The 22,921-nt window shown below is 30.9% G+C and carries 16 protein-coding genes; 2 read left to right on the top strand and 14 right to left on the bottom strand.

What is annotated here, in order from left to right:
* Positions 1–407: 407 nt before the first annotated feature.
* Positions 408–3,515 (bottom strand): S8 family serine peptidase, encoded by a 3,108-nt coding sequence (locus CPIN18021_RS01125; RefSeq protein ID WP_157888028.1) that lies wholly within the window; start codon positions 3,513–3,515, stop codon positions 408–410.
* Between the two features lie 170 nt (positions 3,516–3,685).
* Here CPIN18021_RS01125 and CPIN18021_RS01120 point away from each other — a divergent pair, with 170 nt between their 5' ends.
* A complete protein-coding gene (locus CPIN18021_RS01120) occupies positions 3,686–6,646 on the top strand; it encodes an autotransporter domain-containing protein (RefSeq protein ID WP_078424203.1) in 2,961 nt (986 codons plus the stop codon).
* Positions 6,647–7,389: 743 nt separating this feature from the next.
* Here the strand turns inward: CPIN18021_RS01120 and CPIN18021_RS01115 are convergent.
* The 9 genes from CPIN18021_RS01115 to CPIN18021_RS01075 form a co-directional block, all read right to left on the bottom strand.
* A complete protein-coding gene (locus CPIN18021_RS01115) occupies positions 7,390–9,759 on the bottom strand; it encodes a tetratricopeptide repeat protein (RefSeq protein WP_078424202.1) in 2,370 nt (789 codons plus the stop codon).
* Entirely contained in the window at positions 9,759–10,472 is a 714-nt protein-coding gene (locus tag CPIN18021_RS01110) for an NADH dehydrogenase (RefSeq protein WP_078422836.1), read from the bottom strand. Before CPIN18021_RS01110 ends, CPIN18021_RS01115 begins: the two co-directional genes overlap by 1 nt.
* 49 nt (positions 10,473–10,521) lie before the next feature.
* Positions 10,522–12,156 carry a multidrug ABC transporter permease/ATP-binding protein gene (locus CPIN18021_RS01105; protein ID WP_226995990.1) on the bottom strand — a complete coding sequence of 545 codons (1,635 nt, stop codon included), beginning with the start codon at positions 12,154–12,156 and terminating at the stop codon, positions 10,522–10,524.
* A gap of 12 nt (positions 12,157–12,168) precedes the next feature.
* Positions 12,169–12,555: a Holliday junction resolvase RuvX gene (gene ruvX, locus CPIN18021_RS01100; protein WP_078422835.1), complete on the bottom strand. Its 387-nt coding sequence runs from the start codon at positions 12,553–12,555 to the stop codon at positions 12,169–12,171.
* Positions 12,556–12,567: 12 nt separating this feature from the next.
* The gene (locus CPIN18021_RS01095) at positions 12,568–13,785 is read right to left on the bottom strand and encodes a hypothetical protein (protein WP_078424201.1); all 1,218 of its coding nucleotides are present in this window, start codon (positions 13,783–13,785) and stop codon (positions 12,568–12,570) included.
* 12 nt (positions 13,786–13,797) lie between these two features.
* Positions 13,798–14,061 carry an HP0495 family protein gene (locus CPIN18021_RS01090; RefSeq protein ID WP_226995989.1) on the bottom strand — a complete coding sequence of 88 codons (264 nt, stop codon included), beginning with the start codon at positions 14,059–14,061 and terminating at the stop codon, positions 13,798–13,800.
* Positions 14,042–14,515, bottom strand: coding sequence for a cyclic pyranopterin monophosphate synthase MoaC (gene moaC, locus CPIN18021_RS01085; protein ID WP_226996001.1), 474 nt, complete (start codon positions 14,513–14,515; stop codon positions 14,042–14,044). Before moaC ends, CPIN18021_RS01090 begins: the two co-directional genes overlap by 20 nt.
* 241 nt (positions 14,516–14,756) lie before the next feature.
* The gene (locus tag CPIN18021_RS01080; protein ID WP_226995988.1) at positions 14,757–15,935 is read right to left on the bottom strand and encodes a replication-associated recombination protein A; all 1,179 of its coding nucleotides are present in this window, start codon (positions 15,933–15,935) and stop codon (positions 14,757–14,759) included.
* Positions 15,936–15,966: 31 nt separating this feature from the next.
* Positions 15,967–16,626 carry a Crp/Fnr family transcriptional regulator gene (locus tag CPIN18021_RS01075; RefSeq protein ID WP_078424198.1) on the bottom strand — a complete coding sequence of 220 codons (660 nt, stop codon included), beginning with the start codon at positions 16,624–16,626 and terminating at the stop codon, positions 15,967–15,969.
* A gap of 268 nt (positions 16,627–16,894) precedes the next feature.
* On the opposite strand from CPIN18021_RS01075, the gene CPIN18021_RS01065 reads away from it, so the two are divergent.
* Positions 16,895–19,141, top strand: coding sequence for a molybdopterin oxidoreductase family protein (locus CPIN18021_RS01065; protein WP_226995987.1), 2,247 nt, complete (start codon positions 16,895–16,897; stop codon positions 19,139–19,141).
* 35 nt (positions 19,142–19,176) lie between these two features.
* On the opposite strand, the gene CPIN18021_RS01060 is transcribed toward CPIN18021_RS01065, so the two are convergent.
* From CPIN18021_RS01060 to CPIN18021_RS01045, 4 genes are read right to left on the bottom strand one after another with little or no spacing between them, the layout of a single operon-like run.
* The gene (locus CPIN18021_RS01060; protein WP_078424196.1) at positions 19,177–19,692 is read right to left on the bottom strand and encodes a tetratricopeptide repeat protein; all 516 of its coding nucleotides are present in this window, start codon (positions 19,690–19,692) and stop codon (positions 19,177–19,179) included.
* Entirely contained in the window at positions 19,689–20,285 is a 597-nt protein-coding gene (locus CPIN18021_RS01055; protein WP_078424195.1) for an NUDIX hydrolase, read from the bottom strand. Before CPIN18021_RS01055 ends, CPIN18021_RS01060 begins: the two co-directional genes overlap by 4 nt.
* Positions 20,270–21,637, bottom strand: coding sequence for a magnesium transporter (gene mgtE, locus CPIN18021_RS01050; RefSeq protein ID WP_078422827.1), 1,368 nt, complete (start codon positions 21,635–21,637; stop codon positions 20,270–20,272). The genes CPIN18021_RS01055 and mgtE overlap by 16 nt, the downstream gene beginning before the upstream one ends.
* Before the next feature lie 11 nt (positions 21,638–21,648).
* Positions 21,649–22,818 (bottom strand): M23 family metallopeptidase, encoded by a 1,170-nt coding sequence (locus CPIN18021_RS01045; protein ID WP_078422826.1) that lies wholly within the window; start codon positions 22,816–22,818, stop codon positions 21,649–21,651.
* Positions 22,819–22,921 lie beyond the last annotated feature (103 nt).

Here is a 22,921-nt window from a genome sequence, read left to right as displayed (position 1 = left end):
AACACAAAATAAACAATATCTAATCTTATTCTTATTAAAATCACCAAAAAACATTAAAAACTTACAAATTAAAGATTTACTATTACAAAAATCTAATTTTTATCCAAAGAAAATAATAGTAATTTTAAAAGAAAGAATCTTAAAGTGGTTTAATATTTGAAGAATAAGTCACAAACATCAATAAATATATAAATAAATGAAATTTTGGTAACTTATTTTCTATAACTACTTATATCATTTTATGATATTCTTTCATTACAGTTTTAAAATATTAAAAGGTGTTTAAAATGATAGTGGTTTTATATGATATCTAACCTACTATCATTTTAAAGGGTTGGAATAAATAAAACAAACCTAATGTTAAATTTATAGCTAAGATATGGATAAATTATAAGTATTTGTAAAAATTAAAATTTATAATAAACTCCTAAATTTAATAAATTTGTTTTATTCCTGTTTTCAATAGATAAATTATAGTTTGCTTGTAATGACACCTTTTGATTAATTTTATAAGCTCCCCCGATACCAAACCATACTTTATCTTTTGGCTCACCAACTCCTTTTACAGCAACATCTTTATAACCATTTGCTAAAACTTTTGCCTCAAAATCAAAATTTGCTGGATTGCTATTATAAGAATAAAATACGCCTGAGTTTAAGTTTAATTTTTGTAAATTTAAACTAGTTCTTAAACCCAAAATAACATAATTAGAGCTATATCTTTTTGAATTAGCTTTCAAAGAGCCAAATTCATATTTTTCTTCAAAATCATTTCTTTTTATTCGAGTAGCTTGATTTGCAATAAAAGGGTTTATTAAAATATTATCAATATTTTTTCTAACTCCAATTTCTGTATATAAATTATACACTTTGCTATCAAATTTTGAATCTACTCTTTTATTAATAACTTCTCTATTTACACTGCTTGACACATTATTTAACCCGCCGGCTCCTAATATATATGCATATCCTAAATCTTTACTTGAATAAAGCATAATACCTTTGTTTTTCATATAGATATTTCCTAAATCATTATTAAATTTAGTATCTGCATTTGCATGCACGAACCCTATACCAAAGATATAATCGCCAAATACACTATCGACTCCAAACAAATTACCTTTTGTTTTAGATATAGCTTTTGTATAATTTTTTGTGTTAATTTTACTATTGGCATAAATTCCATCGTACCAAAAGCCGCTACTATTTATCGTAGATAAGCTACTCACTCTGTTACTAAAAGAAATATTTGTTAATAAATTATGATTAAAAAGTATATTTTGGCTTGATGCGTGAATTTCTCCTGAGAGTGAATCTATCATTTGTGGGAGTGCGTTAGCATGTGCATTCATTACTCTTACTGCTGTAGCTGAAATTTCATTTTGTTCTTGAGTTTGCGCTAGCTCATCTAAAGCCGTATCAAAATTTTTAGCTGTATTTAAAGAGCTTGCTGTTACGTATCCTGCTGCCTGCAATACGTGTACGGTAGCTTTTCTGTTGTATTCGACCCATATATTTTGTCTATTTTTATCTACATAAAAGTTAGATAAATTTACGTATCTTGATACATTGTTTGAAATTTTATAATCTCCATTATAGTTTTTTATCTCTTTCGCTTTTATTATATTTTTTGTTTTAGTTTGAGCGCCTATTACGGAATAGATATTTTCAACATCGGCTAGGATATAAGAGCTATCTTTCATATCCATTGTGCCCGTAATTTCTAAATTTGACTTGTCGATATCTATTGCTATGCGACCTTGATTTTTTGAAATGTAGTCTCCGTTTATTTTAAGACCTTGTCCGTAAACGTTTAATGATCCGCCATTGTTGGTTATGGTGTAGCTGTTACCGTTACCTATATCGACTCTACTATTATCATTTTGTGCAAGAAGTGTCCCACCTTTTTCTATTGTAATACGAGAATTTAATAAAGATTTTTCAACTCCTATGGTACCCTCTTTAATCCATGTGATGGCTGTGTATGTATTTTCTCCTCCAAGATATAAGGTTCCAGTACCTTTTTTGTATATTCCACCATCGCCTGCCATATCGTTATTCCAAGTCAGTTTTCTTGTATCTTTATAATTTCTATAATCAAAATCAACTGTAAATAAACCCAATACCGCTTTTTCATCTTTGTTTGTTAAAAGGCGTTTATCTAGTCTTCCAGGACCTCCTAAGGCTCTATCTTGATTTAAAATTCCCCAGCCAAATGTAGCATCTGGACTTTCTGTTTGTTCTCCTTTGTGTCCTGGTTTATCCGCACTAGATAGGATAGTCATAGTAACTAAGTGATTATCCATCCATGGAAATTTCGTCCATACATTCGCAACTGCAGCAGTTACTACAGGAGCTGAAAATGATGTTCCTGTTCCATATATAATACATGCTTGACCGCTTTTGCATTCGCTTGCAGGCAGCTCTATAGCCCAATTACCCCGAGCCGTGATTCCCCAATTTTTACCTTTGTCTCCTATTTTGTTTGAATAACTTGCAAGTTTAGATGTATTTCCTGTTTCATCAACTGCCATAACGGTTATCCAACCATTTCTAGCATCATTGTTAAGATGAGGATAGAGCGACTCCGGAGATGCATGATTTGTATGTTCGTTTCCAGCAGCCCATATGAATATACTATCTGTCGCTGCATAGTGGGCAACATTTGGAAATGTTGCATTTACTTGTCCGTAATCAGTGCCATTAAGACCATATGAATTGTTAAAAATTCTAGCGCCTTTATTATGCAAATTTCTATAATCATTTTCAGTAGAGCCAATCAGGAGTGAATTTCTATTTCCCGATAGACCTGCTGACCGAGCGAATATCTTAGAGTCTGTGTTGTGTTTCACAATCATATGAGTTACCATTGTTCCGTGATGTTGTTTATCTTGCGGATCTTTATTTGTTTGCACTATTTCTATTCTGGATGTTCCGTTCGGTTTTTCAAATTTTTTAGATTTATAAAAGAAAGTATCAACTACACCGATATCCATGATCTTTTTTTCGTCATTGTGTTTATCTTGTAAAATTTGATTTATGCCTTCTTTGGCAAGCTCAAATGCTGATGTGTTTAGATATTCAATGCCTTTTGTTTGATTTAAGTCTTTAACCAAAACGGCATACTCCAAATTTTGTTTAAATTTTCTTTCTTTAATATTTAAATCCATAAGAGAGAGTAAAGCTTTTTTGCCTATATCTGCATTTTGATATTTTTTCATAAGTTCTTTATAATGCTCTCTTAATTTTGTAGCATTGTTTTCATCAAGCTTGAAAAACAGATTGTCCATTGCGGTTTGCACTTGGCTCACATAATCACCATATTTAAACTCATCTTGATATTTATTTAGGTATTTGTAAGCCTCTTTTGTTTGATTATCTTTTGCGAGTTCTATTCCTAAATTTTTCAAAGATACTTCATACAAACGATCTCTTTTTTCGATATTTTTTACTAAAATTTCATATATCTTAGCTGACACTTCCGGCATTTTATTTCTTACAAAAGCACCTGCCAAATCAAATGCTTTTTGTTTGTCCTTTAAAATTGAGTTTATTAAAATTAAATTTATAGTTTTTGGATACAATTTACAGTTTTACTTAACTTTAATTATATTAAGTTATGACTTTAATTACTTTAAATTAAGATTATAGTTTAGTCTTACTCAAAAACAAATTAAGGATTAAAATGAAATTAGCCAATCTTAAAAACAGAAAAAGTGCAAAATTTTTTGTAGTTTTACCAATAATATCTGCATTATTTGTCAGTTGTGGAGGAGGAAGTGGCGGTAGTAGCGGTCCATCAATCCCAGACAATTATCCAAACAACCGTCCCAATAACAATCATATAGCACCACCTGCAGTACCACCCGCTGGTGGCCTACCACCCCCCCCCCCTGTGTCTCCGCCACCGCTTGCACCAAATGATCCAAACAGCGGTATTCAACAACCTCCGATAGCTCAGCCACCTATGCCAAACAATAGAACGCTAGGGGTAAAAAAAGGGCAAGAAAACGCGAATCAAAATTTGCAAGATAAGATAAAAGATGAAAAAAAGATCATGGATATCGGTGTAGTTGATACTTTCTTTTATAAATCTAAAAAATTTGAAAAACCGAACGGAACATCCAGAATAGAAATAGTGCAAACAAATAAAGATCCGCAAGATAAACAACATCACGGAACAATGGTAACTCATATGATTGTGAAACACAACACAGACTCTAAGATATTCGCTCGGTCAGCAGGTCTATCGGGAAATAGAAATTCACTCCTGATTGGCTCTACTGAAAATGATTATAGAAATTTGCATAATAAAGGCGCTAGAATTTTTAACAATTCATATGGTCTTAATGGCACTGATTACGGACAAGTAAATGCAACATTTCCAAATGTTGCCCACTATGCAGCGACAGATAGTATATTCATATGGGCTGCTGGAAACGAACATACAAATCATGCATCTCCGGAGTCGCTCTATCCTCATCTTAACAATGATGCTAGAAATGGTTGGATAACCGTTATGGCAGTTGATGAAACAGGAAATACATCTAAACTTGCAAGTTATTCAAACAAAATAGGAGACAAAGGTAAAAATTGGGGAATCACGGCTCGGGGTAATTGGGCTATAGAGCTGCCTGCAAGCGAATGCAAAAGCGGTCAAGCATGTATTATATATGGAACAGGAACATCATTTTCAGCTCCTGTAGTAACTGCTGCAGTTGCGAATGTATGGACGAAATTTCCATGGATGGATAATCACTTAGTTACTATGACTATCCTATCTAGTGCGGATAAACCAGGACACAAAGGAGAACAAACAGAAAGTCCAGATGCTACATTTGGCTGGGGAATTTTAAATCAAGATAGAGCCTTAGGAGGTCCTGGAAGACTAGATAAACGCCTTTTAACAAACAAAGATGAAAAAGCGGTATTGGGTTTATTTACAGTTGATTTTGATTATAGAAATTATAAAGATACAAGAAAACTGACTTGGAATAACGATATGGCAGGCGATGGTGGAATATACAAAAAAGGTACTGGAACCTTATATCTTGGAGGAGAAAATACATACACAGCCATCACATGGATTAAAGAGGGTACCATAGGAGTTGAAAAATCTTTATTAAATTCTCGTATTACAATAGAAAAAGGTGGGACACTTCTTGCACAAAATGATAATAGTAGAGTCGATATAGGTAACGGTAACAGCTACACCATAACCAACAATGGCGGATCATTAAACGTTTACGGACAAGGTCTTAAAATAAACGGAGACTACATTTCAAAAAATCAAGGTCGCATAGCAATAGATATCGACAAGTCAAATTTAGAAATTACGGGCACAATGGATATGAAAGATAGCTCTTATATCCTAGCCGATGTTGAAAATATCTATTCCGTAATAGGCGCTCAAACTAAAACAAAAAATATAATAAAAGCGAAAGAGATAAAAAACTATAATGGAGATTATAAAATTTCAAACAATGTATCAAGATACGTAAATTTATCTAACTTTTATGTAGATAAAAATAGACAAAATATATGGGTCGAATACAACAGAAAAGCTACCGTACACGTATTGCAGGCAGCAGGATACGTAACAGCAAGCTCTTTAAATACAGCTAAAAATTTTGATACGGCTTTAGATGAGCTAGCGCAAACTCAAGAACAAAATGAAATTTCAGCTACAGCAGTAAGAGTAATGAATGCACATGCTAACGCACTCCCACAAATGATAGATTCACTCTCAGGAGAAATTCACGCATCAAATCAAAACATAATACTCAAACAAAACCAGACCATAAATCGCACACTAAGCAACAGGATAGCTTCGCTAATGCGCTCTGATAAAAGTGGAGTGTGGTTTGATGGGGTGTATGGTGAGAGCAAAATCACCAAAGAGGGCTACGCAAACACTCTAGCTAAGACAAAAGGAACTCAAATCGGACTAGACGGCAAAGTAACCGATGAGCTAACTCTTGGTCTAGCTATATCAAAAAGCGCTTCAAGAGCTACTTTTGACAAATCAGCAGGCGATATAAAGATAGAAAATGACAATGTTTCGGTATACGGATCTTATGATTTTTTAAATTTTTATCTCTCTGGCAGAGTCGGACTAAATGATTCAAGAAATGATATAAAAAGGATTGTTGCGGACAAAAACTCCGATGTATCATACAAACACCAAACCTACTCTGTTTATACTGAGCTAGGAAGTTTTTATAATGTTGATTTTGTGAATTTAAATCCATTTATAGCTACTGAGCTAAATAAAATTTCTCGTGGAGCCTTTAGTGAAAACCTGCCTTTAGGAATTGCTGCGGATAAAAAACGCTATAATACATACTCTATATTAGCAGGTGTGAGGTCTAGCTTTAAGTTTAACTCTCTTACGCTAAATTCTAACATCTCCCATTCATACGCTCCAAACCCTAATGATTTTAACTTTAATGCTAAATTTAGCAATATGAATAACAACATAAATGTAAAAGGTATATCACAAGCCAAACATATAACTTGGCTAGGATTTGGGCTAATTTATGATGTAAATGAAAATTTTACCGTCGACTTTAAGCACGATGTGTCAATACAGGATGGGAAAAAAGATAATAGCGTCTTTACTTTGGGTGCTGTTTATAAATTTTAATAAATCGCAAAACAAACAAATATATTAAAGAATTTTATATAAGGTTGGGAAACATGAAACAAAGCAAAGAATTTATAATTTTAATTTTAAATAGTAAAAAGATATTTTTTTATAACCCAGCCTTAAATAAAATTAGCATAATAATAAAACATCTAAATTATAGAGTTGCAAAACATATTTTAGCTCTTACATCAAAGATCTATAATCATATCTGTTCTAAATTTTAAAAAATGTTTCATATTTTTTAAAATCAACAAGATAAATAAGTCACATTTTAATACAACAGACTTTCTGCTTTTGACAAAGTCAACTTGTAGTCGCCATCATATTTAAAGATGAAATATCATCCAACTTCCATTTGAATAACTCCATAAAGACGGGCAATCGCGCAAAGTTTGCAACCTATACATATATTTTCACGAAATTCTATATATGACTTATCTGAAAATATAAGGTCTGATTGTAGCACAAATACTTACACAAAAAAGAGCCGTCCACACTGATGACATTGAATTGGTATTTTAACCAATATCAAGAAAAGTACATGAAGTCTCTTTATTAAATCCTACATCGTGCATAGGCGATTTGATACAGGCTTTTCACAAGCTTTACACCTAATACAAAGCTCTGGATTGCATATAACAAACCTATACTTTTTTGACATTTTTAGCCTTTTTGTGTAAATTAAAAAACATTTATTGTATCAAAAGGTAGAGAAATAAAAAATGAAAATGAATTCTATATTATTTTATTAAATTTAATTGAGCTTCGCAAAGAGATTTGTATGAACTTTGTATATTTGTATTTATACATTCTATTAAATATTGCTTAGCAAGTTGTGGTTTTTTTTGTTGGATATAAATAGTAGATATTAGGTTTAAAGCCCTACTTCTTTCTTCTGGTTTAAGCCTTAAACTAAGTATATATTTTGCTTCATCCAACGCATCACTTATATGATCTAATTTTAAAGACGAACTGGCATATATAAAGTTGAGTTCTGGCGTAAATGTGTTTATTCTAACACCATTTTGAAGCTCTAATGCCTTTTTTGAATATATATTTGCATTTGCAAAATCATTCTTATAAAAAGCATATTTACTAACTTTATCATATGCTTCTATGAGCTTGAAATCTTGACCCCTTATCTCATCCATAACTTGCAAAGTTGCAATAGCTTCTGAAAATCTATTAAGCTCTAAAAGAGAATAAAATCTAAAAAATAAGGCTGGAGTTGGGTCTGAATGCTCAACACCAGCACCCAAAGAGATAGCGTCATTTGCGGCTTTTATGCTGTTTTCATAATCCTTAGTCTTATAATAACTATCGCTTAAATTTACAAGCCACTCAACCCTATCTTCTAAATCATTATCATAAATATGTGTTTGTGCTAAATTTAACGCATCTTTAAATCTAGCTGTTCTATTAAGACATTCATATAGTTTAAACTGGGATAATTCAAGCCTATTCACATCGTAATTTTCAATCAAATTTACAACATCTTGACAATCATTTTGCCTTATGCCTTCTTTGGCAAGCTCAAATGCTGATGTGTTTAGATATTCAATGCCTTTTGTTTGATTTAAGTCTTTAACCAAAACGGCATACTCCAAATTTTGCTTAAATTTTCTTTCTTTAATATTTAAATCCATAAGAGAAAGCAAAGCTTTTTTGCCTATATCTGCATTTTGATATTTTTTCATAAGTTCTTTATAATGCTCTCTTAATTTTGTAGCATTGTTTTCATCAAGCTTGAAAAACAGATTGTCCATTGCGGTTTGCACTTGGCTCACATAATCACCATATTTAAACTCATCTTGATATTTATTTAGGTATTTGTAAGCCTCTTTTGTTTGATTATCTTTTGCGAGTTCTATTCCTAAATTTTTCAAAGATACTTCATACAAACGATCTCTTTTTTCGATATTTTTTACTAAAATTTCATATATCTTAGCTGACACTTCCGGCATTTTATTTCTTACAAAAGCACCTGCCAAATCAAATGCTTTTTGTTTGTCCTTTAAAAAATAATCATTATTTGAGTTTAGAATTTTAAGCACATATTTCTTTGCATCTTGTATTTTTTCTTTTTCTATGCTTTTGTTAGTTAAGCTTAAAGCTGCGCGACTTGCTATATCTATATTGTCTGTTGCGTAAAGCACATTTTCATAAAGCTTTAATGCATCTTTGTCTTTGCCGTTATTATAAACAGCATCAGCATAATCAAGTATCGCAAGAGAAGTAAAAATAGACTTTGGATGTTCGTTTAAAAGTATATCTATCATGTATTTTGCATCACTAAAAATATTGTCTTTTATGTATGCCCTTACCACCATATATAAAACCTCAGGATAATTATCATCTGATACAAATTTTCTCATCCAAGCCTTGCCTTCTTGAATGATATTTTCAGGAGTAAGCTCTTCGTATTCATCATTTGTTTCAAAAATTTTATCCATAGCTCTTAATCTATAAAGCAAAAACTCACCGGCAAAAATACTTTTTGGATGGCGTTGTATGGCTATTTGTGTATCATCTATGACTTTATTATAGCTTTGATTGTCATAAGATTTTTTTATCCCTATATAAATATCTATATCATTGCTATCAAAACCCTCAATAGGCGCTTTATTAAAATCCAAAGCTCCGATATTTGGTCTTAAAAGTAGATCAAAATTTGGAGCGAAGTTTACACCATTTGGTAATGTTTCATCAAACTCTTTTAAATTTGGGTCCACAACAATGTCAAATTGTTTTGAGGTTTTACTTTTATTTGTTTTAACATTAGTATCAAAATACAACTTATTTTCGGTGTTTATAAGTCTTGAGTTTGCTTTTGGTAAGACAACTATAAAAAACTTTCCATCTTGTTTTTTATAGTTTATATCCATAAGATCAAGCTCAACATCTTGTATGTCCATCATACCATTATCATCCAACATACAAGCATATCTTTTTGTGTTATAAGCTAAAATTTGCTCAACGCACTCGAACTCTTTATCATCACTAATCTTTAAGACACTATAGGATTTTTTATTTTCAATACCACTATTTAAGCTAATAGTAAAAGCAAAAAGCAAAAATGGGTAAAATAAAAATAATAAAATTTTATTCATTATATCTTTTGGACTCTAACCAACCTAAAATTATATCCATTTACCTTTTTTACAGGCACAAAAGCTATCGTTCCTTTTAAATTTGTATCTAGTATAAAATCGGCATTAAGCTCAAAATCTTTCGCTTTTAAAATAATATTATCTTTATCTTTTACCCTACTTGCAACAGCAAAGCTTGTGCCGCCTTTTATAAAAGAATCTTGAGAAATATACTGATAAATAACACTGCCATCATAGCTATCAAGCTCTTTTAGCTCGGTAAATTTTTTATCAACCTTTATCTCACTAGCTTCGCCATCAGCCAATACTATATCAATATCAAACAAGCTCAAAAACTCAAAAAGCATTTTAGAGTCAGGGTGTGCAAAAAATGAAGAGTCTATGATTATGTTTTTTACATCTTTCATCCACTCTTTAAGTTCATCAAATTCTTCTTCTCCAACGTTACATTCGCCACTCAAATAGCCTTCATCTAACCCATCAAAATACTCATCTTGTATATCTAATGTGTATTTACAAAGCAATGCCAATATATAGCTAATGCTTCCTATTTCGCATTTTATTAGATTTTTGCTTCCTAAAACTTCATCATTTAAACAAGAAATATACTTAAAATCGCACTCTTTAAGTTCATTGGCTAGTTTTAAATTTGATAAAGATAATAAATTTGCCAAGCTTAAAGTTTTTGCTTTCTTAAATTCTTTAAATTTCAAAATTTATCTCCTTTTTTAAGCTTTTATTATCTCTTTTAAAGACTTTATTTTAGCTTATTTTTTCAACAGCATCAATGCTAGCTATCGCTCTTTCTTCCCCGAAAAGCTCTCTTATACATCCATCTTTTGCTAAAAGTATCCTATCTGCAATATCAAAATAAGCATCATCATGGCTAATAGCCAAAATACTAATCCCTTGGTTTTTCAAATATGGTAAAATTTCTCGGTAAAAAACTCTTTTAAAGACTGGGTCTTGATCAGAAGCCCACTCATCAAGTATAAGTAAACTTCTTTTTTCACTAAGCGCGACTAGCAAACTAAGTCGTTTTCTTTGCCCAGTAGATAAAGAAGTAGTACTAAGTTTACCATTTAAAACCTGAACTTTATCTTCTATTTTTAGCATATTAAGCAATTTAGTATACTCTTCTTCATTTGAAAAATCACCATTTTCATCTATAACTTGTGAAAAAAGATAAAGGTCACTAAAAATAGCACTTATGTTGCTTTGAAAATCAGACAAGTTATCATAACCAATAGCAACATTATCAAGATAGATGTTTCCTGAGCTTGGTTGCAATAAGCCACAAACCAAATTTGAAAAAGTGCTTTTTCCGCTTCCGTTTTTACCTATCAAAAATATCATATCACCGCGATTGATTTTTAAATTTAAGTTTTTTAATCCAAATTTATCATTATATTTGAAATTTACATTTTCAAAGCGAAGTTCTTTCCAATTTTTATCAAGTAAGTTTTCAGGTAAAAAATCATCTTTATAATCAACAAAATTTAAACTCATTAGTTTTTCATAACTCACCTTAGCACTAAGCAAAGTAGGAACAGAACCTATAAGCGAAGTCAAAGAAGTTCTTAAAAAAAGTATCGTTAAAGCTGTTGTAATAGCAGTTTGCAAACTAGCCCAATTTAGAGAAATGGATAAAAATATACACATGCCGACCAAGCCAAGAAGCATTATGTTGCTCCAATTATCGCTAATTGAGTTAAAAATATCAGCCTTTATAAGATTTATCTTTTTTTCATTTGCAACATTATCAAACTCATCAAAAACCATACTTGCTCTATATCTATTTAAAGTAAGCTCTTTATGGCCTTGAACTACATCTTCAAAGCTTGATTGAAGATCATCATCGCTTTTTCTGGCAAGTTTAAAGTATTTGTGTATATTACTCATAAAAAACACACCGACTAACAACATTGCAAGTATCCAAACAAAAACAAATAAAAATAATTTTGGAGATATATAAATAAGATAAATGCTAGTAGCTGCCATAAAAAATAAACCCTGTATAAAATTTGGCACACTCATTAGAGCAAATGAAATAGTTCTTATGTCATTATTTAAACTTGCAATTATTTTTGCTTTTCCTATTAGCTCTATTTGGCTATTTTTAGTATCTAAAATGCGTTTTACAACCTCTTTTCGCATATTGTAAACAAAATTGTGTCCAAATATAGAAAGGCTAGCATTTGCATATATAGACACAACCAAGAAAACAACCAACAACGATAAAAACTCAACCACAACAAACATATCAAAATCAACTATGGTTAAAATTTGATTATTTATAAAAGATAAAGTTAAAATACCAAGTCCACTATACAAAAGTGTTAAGAAAAATATTTTTATAAGTGTTTTTGTATTTTTTATAAGTATTTTTTTTATCACATTTAACTCTTTTTATGCAGATATTTGCAAATATCTTTTTAGTATTATTAGTGCAGCCATGCTATCAAGCTTACCATCTCTTTTATCTTTTACAAAATCAGCAGCCTCAAAGCTGCTAAACGATTCATCTTGATATATAATCTTTCCAGTAAAATCAAGCAAGGATACAAAATGCAATATTCTTCTTCTCATCTCATCCTCACTACTTCCACCAATAGGCACTCCAACAACCAAAATATCAGCATTATATTCATCTAAAACCCTACTGATATCTCTTGATGCTTGGTTGCGATTTTTCCTAAGTATAGGCGTAAGAGGAACAACAACGCCCTTAAATCCGAAAGCCAATCCTATACGCTTTAAGCCGATATCTATGGCTATAAATTTTTCATCATTCATTGTATTTTAATATTACTCTTTATCTTTTTTAAAATTCCCAATAAAATTTTTAGCTGCATTATAAGCTCTATCGCCTAATTTTTTAGCCTCTTGCTTTAAATCCAAAGATTTTATCTCTTCAAATTTTTCACCTGTTTTCTTGTCAAACTGTTTTTTAATATAGTCAAACCTATCATTTATATTAAAATCTGTTCCATTTTTATTTATAGCTGATTTTAATTTTTCAAGTTTTTCATTTGCTGCATTTACAAGCTCTGATATGTTTTCATTTGATCTTAATTCATTGAGTCTATCACTAATTTGTTCGCTTGCTTGTTCACTAAGTCTTTTTAATTTAGATTTGGCATTATCCAATCTTTCATCAATAATCACTCTTATTTCATCTTTAGAAGGAGACTCACAAGATAATTCAAGTTCTTTTAGCATATCTACAAAATCTTTATAAATATCTTTTAACTGATTTATGTTTTGCGAGAGCTTTAACTCATCTGGTATGTATTTTGATTGTTCTTTGATTCTCTCAATAGAGCTTATTATCCCCTCTTTTGTTCCAAGTATAGCTCCACTAATTAGCTGTTTTGCAAACATATGGCTTTCATTTGCAACCTCGGCGGCAGAAAGTATTATGGTTTTTGAAATTTCAAGTATTCTATTTTTATCAAACTCACCCTCATGTATAGCTGAATATGCCATACTTTTTGAAATTTGATAAACAGTATCTTGTATATTAACGCCATTTTCAAGAGTTGTCAAAAAGGCATTTTGTGAACTCTCTTTTAAAATTCCAAGCATTCTTGTTTCTTGGATAATGGCATTATTTAATAAATTTAAAAGTTCATCTTTATGTTTTAACTCACTGTTTGAAACTATCTCTTCAGCTGTTTCAAAAGAAAATCTTAACTTTTGTCTTATATCATCTTGATTTGATTTGATTTTTTTTATTATCTCATCTTTGGCATTTAAAAGCTCATACAACTCACGCTCTTTTTTGCCAATCAAAGATTGATTTATTCCATCCATAGCAAGTTTTAAATTTTCAGTTGTAGCTAAATCGTATTTTAAAAAGCCTGTAAGTAAATCATTCATCTTTTCTTTTAAAGCATTTTGAAAATCATCCAAGTTTACATCATCAACATCGCTAAAATAATCCGCGCTAATATCTTTTAAATTTTTAAATTCGACACTATTATCTTTATAGTTTTTTAAATCTATATCTAATTTATCTTTCATTATATTTTTTCCTTAAAGAACGTATTTTGCACTTTTTTTAAGCAAAGAAAATATTTCTAGTCGCTCAGCTTCATCTTTTACAAAAATACTAAGATTATAACTTTTATATTTTTTATCTTTACTAAATTTTGAAAAACTTATCAGGCAATCTCTCTTGCCTAAAATCTCTTCTATCTTCTTATCAATATCAACACTAGCATCATATATAACCTTATATTCCCAAAAAATTGGATAAAGTATCTGTGCTTTTTGTTTATCAAAGTCTAGTATATTCACCACTTTTTCCTCCACTTTTACTTTCAAGCATAATATCAGTTATAACCATGCTTTTATCTATCGCTTTTATCATATCATATATAGTTAAAAGTCCTATACTCACACTAGTTAGTGCTTCCATTTCAACGCCAGTTTTTCCATCTATTGCTACAGTAACAAAAAGTTTATAAGCGCATACGTCGCTTAACTCCATTATATCACATTCGACACCCAGGATATTTAAAGGATGGCACATTGGTATAAGCTCACTTGTCTTTTTTGCACCCATTATAGCCGCAACAACAGCTGTTTGGGTAACCGGTCCTTTTTTACCGGTATTATTTTTAACAGCTTCAAAAGCCTCTTTGCTCATTTTTATAATACCACTAGCCTTAGCTACTCTTTTTGTAATATCTTTTTGACTTACATCTACCATTTTTGGACGATTATTTTCATCTATATGTGTTAACATAATTATAATTCCTTACATATTTTGAAACATTATAACAAAAATATTTAATAACAATATATTATATTCTTAATGACTTTGTTTAATCAAGCTAAAAAATTGTTATTTATATATATGAAATATGTATTTTATATTTTTATTAATTTTAAGTTAATTTTTGATTAATAAGAACAATGTAGTATTCCGAAGTTCAAAAAGAAATACCTCCTTTTTGTAGTGAGCCCTCTTTCCCCCAAGAGGGTTTTTCTTATTTGCATTGTTTTATTTTTTCTTGCCATTCATCAAGTGTTTTTTCAAAACCTATTGAATTACTTTCATAAAATTTCAAATCTTTTTGAAGATATCTTTGTTTTACCCATCCACCAAAATTATGAGGATATAAATAATCTTTTTTTTCAGGCAATGTATTGATTAAATACTTTGGAATTTCAAGTTTTTCATTGTTTTTAACATAATCTAATGCTTTGTTTATAGCTTTATAGCTTGAGTTTGATTTAGGAGATGAAGCTAGATAAACGACACACTGAGAAAGAAGTATTCTAGCCTCTGGATAGCCTATTTTTAAAACAGCAAGTAGTGTATTTGTGGCCACATTTAAAGCATTTGGATTTGCATTTCCTATATCCTCGCTAGAAAAAATTACAAGCCTCCTAGCTATAAAATCAGCACTTTCGCCTTCATCTATAAGTCTTGCAAGATAATAGATACAAGCATCTATGTCGCTACCTCTTAGACTTTTTATCAAAGCACTAGCAAGGTTATAATGCGTATCATCATTTGATGCGCCACTACAAACACTATGCCCTCTTAAAATTTTAAGATTTTCAAGAGTTATATGAGTATCAAGGCTAATTGCAAACTCAAGTAAATTTAAAAAACCACGAGCATCGCCTCCACTACTTTTTATAAGATATTCTTTTGCTTCATCATCTATCTCAAAATTTATTTTATCTTTGATATAAAAAAGCATTTTTTCAAGCTCACCGCTATCTAGGGGCTGAAACTCAAAAAGCATAGAACGACTTCTTATGCCGGAACTAAGGGTAAAATATGGATTTTCAGTACTTGCTCCAACAATTAATGCTTTATAATTTTCCATAGGAACAAGCAATGCCTCTTGTTGGGTTTTGCTTAATCTATGAATTTCATCTATAAAAAATAGCGGTTTTGTTAGCGCATTTTCATAATTTTTTAAAATCTTTCTAAATTCTTCAATCTTTAAATTTCCACCATCAAACTCATAAAAATCATAATTCAAAACTCCAGCCAAAGCCCTGGCAAAGCTTGTTTTACCACAACCAGCAACACCATAAAATATACTATGAGGTATTTTTCCATTTTTGATAAATTTTTTAAATACCATTACTATTTGTTCTTGACCGTATATCTCATCAAGATTTTTAGGTCTAAATTCCAATGCAAACACTAGCCATTTTTCCTTTTTTTATAAATAAATTCTAGTCTAAACAATTATAATTTGTATAACTTTGAAGTGCATTAAAATCTATAATTAAAAACTCATGAGCTGTTATTTTTCTTATAATATCATCTTTAATAAGTTCATTAAAAGCAGTTGAAGCACTTTGTCGTTTAAGCCCAACAAAAGAAGAAAGCACTTTAACTGAAAAAGGTAAAAATACATAATAATAGCTATTTTGCTTTAAATCTTGCTCTTTTGCTAACTCTATTAAGAAATTTGCTATTCTTCCTTTTGCGCTTTCATATAAAATGGATTTTATAATTTTTCTTTGAAGTAAAATTATATCAATAAGGGCTTCATTTGTTATTTTATTAAACTCAAAACTTTGAAAGATATTTTTTTCATCTTCTAACTCTATGATATAAATTTCACTATCTTCTAAAAATTCTAAAGCACAGCTATCATCAAGTATGGTTATATTATTTTTTAAGACATGATAGATTATAAACTCATCTCCATCTTCAAAAAAAGATAATTTTGCCGAACCATTTTTGATAATAACAATGCTAATATTATCTGCATACAAAATGCTATCTTTTTTTAAAAATCGATGTTTAAATGCAGTTTTATATTCTTCTTCTAATAAATTATTTATTTCTAATTCAGCTAAGCCTATTCTAGTTCTTGTCTTTTTCATTGATTTTTCTTTAAATATAATAAAATATCTTTTTTAAATTATAAATTAAAAATACTTAATTTTTTAAATATTATTTTTTTAAATATTATTTTTTTAAATTTAGTATTATTTTATATGTAATTTATATTATTAATAAGCTATAAGTAGGCTAGAATACGATATTTAATAATATTCATATTTAGCATATTATTAAATATAAATTAAATTTAAAAATTAATTTATATTTTTAGGAGTATAATCGCAAATTGTGATATTTAAAGGAGGTTTTATGGAAAATATAGTCAAAACAACCTGTCCTTATTGTGGCACTGGTTGCGGTATAGACTTGATCGTAAAAAATGGAAGAATAGTTGGTGCTCAAGCAACAAAAGATCATCATGTAAATGATGGAGAGCTTTGTTTAAAAGGAATGTTTGGTTGGGAATTTGTAAATTCTTCAAAAAGAATAACAAAGCCAATGATACGCAAAAAAAATGGCGTATTTAGCAAAGATGGGGAACTTTGTGAAGTTAGTTTTGATGAAGCTTATGATTTTGTAGCTTCTAAATTCAAAGAAACGGTGAGCAAATATGGCCCTAATTCTATAATGGGATTTAGCTCAGCTAGATCAAACAACGAAGACAATTATGTTTTTCAAAAATTTTTTAGAGCTCAAGGTAGCAACAATATAGATCATTGCGCTCGTCTTTGACATGGTCCAACAGTGGTAGGTCTTACCAGTACTTTAGGAAATGGAACAATGACAAATGATTTGGTTGAGTTTGCTACAGATACAGATGTATTTTTTCTAATAGGAACAAACACAAGTGAGTGCCATCCTATAATAGCCATGCAAATACAAAGGGGTTTGGAGCGTGGTGCAAAAATGATAGTAGTTGATCCAAAAAGAACAGATATGGCAAAAAAAGCTGATATATATCTACAAATTCCAATAGGTTCAAACATTAAAACACTAAACACAATCATAAATATAATCATTAGTGAAAATTTGCAAGATCAGGAATTTATAGACAATCATACATCTGGATACGAACTTCTAAAAGAGGCTGTTAAAGAATTTACTCCTGAAAAATTTGAAGCCGATACAGGAATAAAAAAAGAGCTTATAATACAAGCTGCTAGATTATACGCAAAGGCAAACGCAGCTGCTATTTGCTACACAATGGGAATCACTCAGTTTACCGATGGAACATCAAATGTATTTTCTCTTTCTAATCTATCATTAATCACAGGAAATATAGGCAAAAAAGGGGCTGGCATAAATCCATTAAGAGGTCAAAACAATGTTCAAGGCTCATGCGATATGGGCGCTTTACCAAATGTTATTCCGGCTGGAGCTGTAAATAGCGAATATGCTCAACAACAAGCAAAAAAAGTATGGCATTTTGATCTAAATCCAACTCCAGGACTTAAGCTAACACAAGCACCTGATAAAATGGATAGTGGAGAATTAAAGCTTTTATATGTTTATGGAGAAAACCCCGTTATGAGTGATCCTTGGACAGAGCACTTTGTCCATTCTATCCACAAACTAGATTGTTTTATAGTCCAAGATTTATTTTTAACAGAAAGCGCACAAAAATCCGATGTAGTGCTTCCTGCTGCCGGATGGGGAGAGAAGGATGGAACATTTATAAATACTTCAAGAAGGGTTCAAAGAACAAGAGCTGCTAGTATACCTGCAAAAGGCTTGGAACCTGATTGGAAAATAGTATGCAATATAGCCCAAAGAATGGGACTAGAAGGCTTTAATTTCTATACAGCAGAAAGCGTATGGAATGAGCTAAGAGAGCTTATGCCTAAATATTTTGGAGGTATAAGTTATTATCGTTTAGATAAGCTTGGTGGTATATCTTGGCCTTGTCCTGATGAAGACCATCCTGGAACGCCTGTTTTATACACAGATAAAAACTCAATGCTTCCTGATGAAAAATTTAAACTAGTGCCTGTTTTATATTCTGATTATAAAGATGAAAGAGAAAAAATAGAAGAAGATTTTAGAGCAAAAATGAATATAGACAAAGATTATCCAGTAGGCAGTGGTTCATTAAGTGAGGTTCCAGATGAGGTTTATCCATGCTTATTTACAACAGGCCGTAAGGTTTATCACTATCATACAGGAACAATGACAAGAGAGTGTCCGGCTTTAGAGTATGGAGCTGGGTTAGAAGGAGCTCTTATAGAAGTTAGCCCAGATATAGCACGAGAGCGAGAACTTGAAGATGGATGTTATGCGCTTGTTAGCAACAAAAGAGGCAAAATAGCTGCAAAACTTATGATAAATCACGACTTAAAAGAAGGAACGATATTTACAACTTTTCATTATAGTGAAGCTGATGGAAATGAACTTGCAAATGCGAACGATACAGACCCATTATCGGGCATGACTCCTTTGAAAATGACAATAGCAAACATAAAAAAAATTACAGAAGATGAGTTTATAAAATTTAGAGAATTAAATGAAATGAGTATGCACTCAGAAACACCTTATCTTTCACCAAAAAGATATACGTGATATAAAGCAGTCTTTTTTGACTGCTTTATTATAATTTATTGTTGTTTTAAATTTTCATATGCTATACAAGCTTTGTCATTTCCCATTTGACATGCTTTTTGTGATAAATCCCTAGCTTTTGACAAATCTTTTACAACACCTTCGCCTGCATAATAAGCTTCAGCTAGTTTCAAACATCCTTTATCATCACCATAATCACAAGACAATGAGTAATTATTTGCAGCTTTTTCAAAATCTTTTTGATTGTAAAATATTTCACCTAACATAAAACAGCCATAAGGCAATCTTCCATCACAAGAAATTTGAAAATATTTTAAAGCATTTATATCACTTTGTATGACACCTCTGCCATCACTATAAAATTTCCCTAAATTATAGCAATTATACATATTTCCTTTTTCACAGCTTTCTTTAAAAATTTTTGCTGACTTTTCATACTCTTTATCAAGAACAACATCCTGACTCGGCTTTACGCCACCAGCCAACTTATCATTTGCTCCCATACCAAAGCAAAAAACTGACAAAACAAATAAAAAAACAATTTTTTTCATTTTAACCCCTTGTTAATTTTATCTTTCCACCACGAAATGGCAAACAACATGCCAAAACCTTTCACCTTACTTTCATCATATAAAAATTCATCAATTTTATCTCTAGATATAAAAACAAGCTCAATACTCTCATCATCTATCCCACCGCCGTCGCTTATTTTCATACTTTCATCTATTTGGGCATAAAACATAGTTTGAGTAGCGCCCCCAAAACCCAATGCGGAATAACACATTGTTATACGAAAAACATCCTTTATATCATAGCCTACTTCTTCTATACACTCTTCTCTTATTGTTTGTTCTTCAGTTTTACTCTTGTCCATAATGCCAGCACAAAGTTCATATGTAAAACCTTGTTCTTTGCTTTTTATATTTTCTTTTTCTTGAGAATACCAAACAGCTGGCCTAAACTGCTTAACAAACAAAAAAGCATCTTTTTCTACATGATAAAGGAGTATAGAAACGCTATTAAAAGCCTTTACACAATCCCAATCTCTAAGTTTTCCATTTTGTTTAAACTCCATCTTAAAAGGTTTAAGATATTTTGATTCGCCAAGTGGTAAAATATTTAATTCTGTTATATGAGTATCCATTTTGCAAGTCCCAAAAAGCTAAAAAATCCTATACTATCAGTAAATGTAGTAAGTAAAACGGCAGAGCCAACAGCTGGATCTATATTTAAACGCTTAAGAGTAAGTGGTATAACTGTTCCAAAAAATCCAGCCAAAGATAAATTTACAATCATACTACAAGCTATAACAAGACCTAAAAGGGCCTTATCAAACCAAAGCCAAGAAACAATACCCATAACAGCACCAAAAATAATACCATTTATTATAGATATTCCCACCTCTCGTTTTAAAACATACTTTGCATCTTTAAACTCTATCTCGCCCAAAGTAAGCCTACGAACTGTAACAGTAAGTGCTTGAGTGCCTGTATTTCCACCCATAGATGCAACTATCGGCATCAAAACAGCAAGTGCTACATAGGATGCAATGGTCTCATCAAAAATACCTATAATAGAAGAACTCAAAATAGCTGTAAAAAGATTTATAAAAAGCCAAATAGCTCTTGCCTTACCAGCTTTTGCTAATGTATCTTCTTCTTCTGCCTCATCATTAAGACCAGCTAGATTATAAATTTGCTCAGTTGCACTTTCTTGAATAAAATCGTGAATATCATCTGCTGTAATACGACCGAGCAAAATACCCTTGCTATCAACAACAGCAATAACGTTTAAATCATACTCTTGAACCAATGCAACTGTATCTTTTATATCTTGTGTATCAAGTGCCGCATAAGGACTATAATAATCAGGTTCGTGTTCTTGTATTATTTGTTGTAATTTCTTTGAAAAATCAAATAAAATTAGCTCTTCAAGGGGTATAGTGTATTTTAAAATTTTATCATTATTTACTATAAAAAGCTGAGATATGTTTTCTAATTCACCTGCATTTTTCTGTTCACGAAGCCTTGTTACGGCATCGCCTAATTTTTCATCAGCATAAGCCCAAAAAAGCTCAGTTTGCATATAAGCACCTGACTCATCATCAGAGTAACTTCCAAGCCTTAAAACATCTGCTTGATCTTCTTTGTCAAGACCATCAAATATCTCTTTTGCTTTATCTTCATCTATATCTTTAATGTATTGTAAAAGATCTGTTTGGTCATCACTTTCAAGCTCTTCTAAAGCTTCAACCATCTTATCAGTAGATATATTTTCTATAACATCTTTTAAGAGTGATTCAGGAAGCTCAATAGCGACATCACCCAATACATCGGTTTTTAATCTAGCCAAATAGCTAGTATATGTATCCTCATCGTGATACTTTAATGCCTTTAGATGTTGTGCTATATCATAAGCACTAAGCTCATTTTCTAAATCTTGTTTTAAGTAAAGGTCTAAAACTTTTTGTACCTCTTCAATATCATCAGTATTCACATTAAACCTTTTTAATATTCAACTACATCTAGAAATTTCTCAGCTTTTTGAGTTGTTAAATTTTCTTTGTTGTATTTATTGATTTCTTTACTATATTTATCAACGATGGCTTTAAATTTATTACCACTTTTTCCACTAGATATACTTCTTACAACTTTCATCATTTTTTCAGGATTAACAGGCTTATTGTTGATATAAAATCCAAAATGCAAATGTGGACCAGTGCTTATACCAGTGCTTCCAACATAGGCTATAAGCTTACCTTGAGAAACTGTCTGATTTACCTTCAAGTCTTTGGCATAGCCATTTAAGTGAGCATATAATGTCTCATATCCACCGCCGTGGGATATAATTATTGTTTTCCCATATCCATTTTTTCTACCTATAAATTTCACTCTTCCATCGGCAGATGATTTAACAGGAGTTCCTCGTGGGGCTCCATAATCAACACCCAAATGGGCCCTATATCTCTTTAAAATTGGGTGCCACCTCTTTAAGGTAAAAGGAGATGTTATCCTTATATTTTTTAGAGGTCTAACAAAAGCTACTTTTGTCTTGTCTTTTCCACTTTTGTCATAAAATTTATCATTATAACCATAAACGATATTTTTTCTACCTCTTGTTTCAATCATCGCAGCATGAATATCAGGAGTTCCAAATATTTTGCCAAGCCTTATCTTCTGAGTATAAAGTATAACTATTCTATCGCCCTTTCTAACCTTTCTAAAATCAATTCCTTCATTTTTAAAAGCATCTCTAAAACCAACAGCAAGTGCCACAGAACCGGTATAATTATAGATATCTTCGGTTACAGAACGCTCTAAATTAATATTTAAAACTTTTTGTTGAACCTCGTAAGAGATTGGAATAAAATCTAACTTAAAAATATCATTTTCATCTTTATATATATGAATTTGTAATTCATCATTTACTGGTATCAAAATTTGCAAGACATCCCCATTGTTATCTCTTGAAATTTGATATTTTAATCCTGCAAAAATTTCAGCTGCTAGCTCTTTATCTTCACTAGAAAGATTATAAAAAACAGATAATGGTATTTTATTTTTCTCTAAAAAGCTTAAAAAAGGAGTTCCGCTTGGCCAACTTAACTCTTCTACGCTTGGTTTTATAGCGTATAAATTTATAATTAATAATACAAGAGCAATTATTGGTTTTAACATCAGAATCCTTTATAAAAAATCTTATTATATTACTAAAAATTTCTTTAAATTATGCAAAAAATAAAGCATTTTAGGTTATAATCTAGCCAATTTTATTTATAAG

Source organism: Campylobacter pinnipediorum subsp. caledonicus (assembly GCF_002022005.1).
Taxonomy (GTDB): Bacteria; Campylobacterota; Campylobacteria; order Campylobacterales; family Campylobacteraceae; genus Campylobacter_A; species Campylobacter_A caledonicus.
The sequence above is the reverse complement of the archived record's forward strand: the minus strand, read 5'-3'. Positions and strand labels throughout refer to the sequence as shown.

Excerpts from the sequence above, each read along its gene's own strand:
- CPIN18021_RS01120 (WP_078424203.1), top strand. The coding sequence starts at position 3,686 with ATGAAATTAGCCAATCTTAAAAACAGAAAAAGTGCAAAATTTTTTGTA.
- CPIN18021_RS01115 (WP_078424202.1), bottom strand. The coding sequence starts at position 9,759 with ATGAATAAAATTTTATTATTTTTATTTTACCCATTTTTGCTTTTTGCT.
- ruvX (WP_078422835.1), bottom strand. The coding sequence starts at position 12,555 with ATGAATGATGAAAAATTTATAGCCATAGATATCGGCTTAAAGCGTATA.
- CPIN18021_RS01095 (WP_078424201.1), bottom strand. The coding sequence starts at position 13,785 with ATGAAAGATAAATTAGATATAGATTTAAAAAACTATAAAGATAATAGT.
- CPIN18021_RS01075 (WP_078424198.1), bottom strand. The coding sequence starts at position 16,626 with ATGAAAAAGACAAGAACTAGAATAGGCTTAGCTGAATTAGAAATAAAT.
- CPIN18021_RS01060 (WP_078424196.1), bottom strand. The coding sequence starts at position 19,692 with ATGAAAAAAATTGTTTTTTTATTTGTTTTGTCAGTTTTTTGCTTTGGT.
- CPIN18021_RS01055 (WP_078424195.1), bottom strand. The coding sequence starts at position 20,285 with ATGGATACTCATATAACAGAATTAAATATTTTACCACTTGGCGAATCA.
- CPIN18021_RS01045 (WP_078422826.1), bottom strand. The coding sequence starts at position 22,818 with ATGTTAAAACCAATAATTGCTCTTGTATTATTAATTATAAATTTATAC.